This is a genomic window from Flavicella sediminum, from assembly GCF_006381105.1.
GTDB lineage: Bacteria > Bacteroidota > Bacteroidia > Flavobacteriales > Flavobacteriaceae > Flavicella > Flavicella sediminum.
Map to the genome: position 1 here is coordinate 1095 of NZ_VDET01000038.1, position 3517 is coordinate 4611.

General features: G+C 30.3%; 4 protein-coding genes. All 4 read right to left on the reverse strand.

Annotated features, from left to right (window positions below; all coding sequences use genetic code 11):
* Positions 1–448: 448 nt before the first annotated feature.
* Complete coding sequence (locus FGM02_RS17540; RefSeq protein ID WP_139959870.1) at positions 449–823, reverse strand: Phr family secreted Rap phosphatase inhibitor; 375 nt, start codon at positions 821–823, stop codon at positions 449–451.
* A gap of 158 nt (positions 824–981) precedes the next feature.
* The gene (locus tag FGM02_RS17545; RefSeq protein ID WP_166461221.1) at positions 982–1662 is read right to left on the reverse strand and encodes an Abi family protein; all 681 of its coding nucleotides are present in this window, start codon (positions 1660–1662) and stop codon (positions 982–984) included.
* 360 nt (positions 1663–2022) lie between these two features.
* The gene (locus FGM02_RS17550; RefSeq protein WP_139959874.1) at positions 2023–2625 is read right to left on the reverse strand and encodes a hypothetical protein; all 603 of its coding nucleotides are present in this window, start codon (positions 2623–2625) and stop codon (positions 2023–2025) included.
* 164 nt (positions 2626–2789) lie between these two features.
* Entirely contained in the window at positions 2790–3329 is a 540-nt protein-coding gene (locus FGM02_RS17555) for a hypothetical protein (protein ID WP_139959876.1), read from the reverse strand.
* Between the last annotated feature and the right edge of the window lie 188 nt (positions 3330–3517).

Below are 3517 nucleotides of genomic sequence, written 5' to 3' on the forward strand. Positions count from 1 at the left end.
AAAAAAACACAAACCTTTGGGTAAACTATAAAAACCCACATTAACTTTATGCGGTGTTGGCAAATCGTTTTTTTAATCAGGTTATTAATTTAAAAATCAAATTATGAATATATTCTTTTAATAAAAGAGAGGTAGCGTTAACTACCTCTCTCAACAAATCAAGAAGACTTGATGTAAAAACTGTAATTATATTATTGCATTGGCATTCGTGACGCTCTCTAAGAATGTTCTTAATAAATCAAAGCGTTCAAAGAACTTAATTACAACAAATCTCTATGATTGTTTTCCAAACTGTACAAATGGCAGCTAATATGTATAGCGACTCTTTTGCGATTTCAAACATATCCATAGAATAAGGTTTTTATCATTCAAGATTCTGTCTTGACAGACGCAGGAGCTTGTCTCCTGTGTTTTTTAAACAAAAAAAAATCAATTTTTAATTAATGTCTTAACGTTCGTAAAACTCAACATCAAAATCTGTAACTCTATTAAAATTTTTGGGTTCAGTGTAATAATTAAAATTACCAGCTTGTCCAGGTTTAAGAACATCTCCATCATTTACTTTTGCTCTAGTTGTATGCACAATATCACCATTTGGAGTTAGAAATTTTATTTTCACAGCACCTTTAATATTCGAAGAGCTATTATTTCTAATCATTCCAGTTACTGCCCAAGCATATTTATTGTCTTTGTTAATCTTAACATTTTCAACTTTAGTTTTCTGTGTAAACTCTACAGAATCATTTTGCTTTGAACTTTTAAATCCACAAGAAATTATTAGCGTTAATGTTAAGCTAAGAACTAAATATTTTAGTTTTTTCATATTTTTTGTTGTTAATGTTTGCCAACGTGTTTGTATAAGATTAGTTGCGTGATTCAAGCACTAAAGTTAGTAAATAAATTACAGATGGAAAGTCCGCGAGAACTTTCGTAAATAGGCTAAAACCAGCAATTAATTTTATACGGTGTTGGGCATAGTTTTTATAGGTTATTTACCATATTTATTTTCGTATCGATTCCGTTGAAATAGTCCACATAATCAGTTAAGTCAGCATCTATCCATTCCAATAGTTCGTAAATCTCGTTTTTTATATTTGTAGCTTCTGTAAAATCAATGACATTTCCATTAAAACAAATAGGTTCGTTGTGATAAACTCGATTTCTAAATTCTCTAATATTATTGAGTTTCTGATTCAGAATATTTCGGTTTACGTGATTTGGTTTATTTGGAAAACAATGAATAACCACTCCACCAATTAATCTGTAATGGTGTGTGTCAAATAAACTTGTCCAAAATCCAAAAGATTGTTCTGCTATAACTTTTCCAGATGTTACAATTCCACCTTTTCTGCGAATAGTTCTTTCTGCTTTACTAATTGAGTTTCTCAAAAAGAATCTGGATGAACTTAGTGAGGGATGATTCATAAATCCATTTCTTTCAGCTATTATCCAATTCGGATTCGCAAAATGTGACGATACTTGATAATTTACAATGTTTCTAAAGAAAATTTCAAATAAGTTTAACACAGGATAAAAAGCTTGAGCAGTTCTTAAATTAATTCTGTACAATTTTTGAGCTTTAGATTTTGAATTACCAGTTGCAATTAGAAATCGGTCTAATCTTGGTTGTGATAAGTAATACTCTAATTTTTGATATTCCAATATTTTCCGGTTTTTATTTGTCTATTACAAATATATTCACTTATTTTGTATTGTAATGCTTAATCAAGCCTCTTTCTTTATAGAAACGTAATTAAGTGAAAGATATACAGAGCCTCTCGATTTATTTTGAGAGGTTTTTTATTTTTAGGCAGTTTCCGCAAATTATGCCCAACGGTTTTGTATAAAGTTAGTGTGGGAGTTGATAATCGTAAGATTCTCAGCCCCGGACTNNTGTGTTTTTATCTTAGTCGACCTAAAAATAGATAAATAAGTAGAAGTGACATAATAAAAAAACACAAACCTTTGGGCAAACTATAAAAACCCACATTGACTTTATGCGGTGTTGGCTGTATTTGCATTTTATTTAGAAAAAGATATTCGTTCAAGTAATTCGTATTCTTTATTGACTAAATAACTACGTCTTTTTCCTACTGGTTCATCTTTTAATTCCGCTTTTATCTCAATAAATTCATTAGCAAATTCAAGAAAATCCTCACTTTTCATGTAACTATTCAACCATTCAGCGAAATCTTTCATTTCTTCTTGATTTTTTGAATATTTGAAATCATCTACCAATTGCTCATATTGCCAATTAGAATCCTCAGATTTGTTAAATTGAAGCAATTCTTTATCTAGAAATTTATCTAATAAATAAGTATTTGAATAAAAGGTATGTTTAACTTTATTCTCAGCTAGTTTCAATTTTTTAGTTTTAAATAATGTAATTGTCCATTCAAAGAGGAAAATCGGAAATCCAGAATCTTCTGGGAAATTTTTATCAAACCAATTAAAATATCTCAAACTCCCTTTATAATCTTGAATTTTTAAATATAATTCAGGCGGCATGTAACGAAGTCCTCCGCCATCATGATAGTATCCGCCCCAATGTTTTTTGTCCGCGGCAAGTCCTTTTTTTATTTTGGCAATTTTATTTTTTATTCTTTCAATCTGTTTCTCAGTCATTAATTCAGCAGGGATTCGGGGCAATTACTGCCAACGTGTTTGTGTATGGCTTGTTGCGGGCTAAAATCCGAGGTTTTTCGGATAAGCAGTAAAGTTAGCAAAAAAATACTAACTTTTGTTTAAGCACTTCAGCCGCAATAAGCTATACACGGTGTTGTACCACGTTATTTTATGTTCAAATACAAATCCTCAATTTCGTCCATTTCATATTTATTTAATTCCGAGTTTATATTAGAATAATCTCCTTTAAAAAATAGTTCAATTAATTTTTCTGGGACTTCTGAATTTTCTGTTTCGGTAAAATAAAGTTTTATCTTTCTGATTGGATTGTTTTTGTCGTTAGTTTCTTTATGAGTTCCAAGTCCAACAACAAATTGAAAAGTATCGTCCGTATTCGGTGCTGTTCCAATTGATAAATATTTAGAGTCAGTTCTGTTAAACGCTTCTAGGTTGGTCATATTAAAATTCCCCGATTCATATTCGCTCCAAAAGTCTTTTTTCCAATTTATTTTTTGAAAGCCAGCAGTATGTTTTTCTAAAGAAGTCGTTCCTAAAATTCTATAAAAGTCAGTCTCAAGCTCAGGTGTATGTATTCGAGAGATAAATTCATTTGTCATATTTTTTTCGCTTGGATTTTCATTAGTTTTCTCTTTGCAAGAAATCAATGTTAGAATTAAAATTATTATTGCGGAAATTTTTTTCATAATGTGGTACAACGGTTTTGTATAAGGTTTGTGTGGGAGAAAATGTCCGAGGACTTTTCGCCCTAACACTAAGCTTATACTTATTTTGTGTTTTTATCTTCGTCGACCTAAAAATACTTAAATAAGTAGAAGTGACATAGTAAAAAGACACAAACCTTTGGAGTAAACCAAAAAAAAGCACATTAACT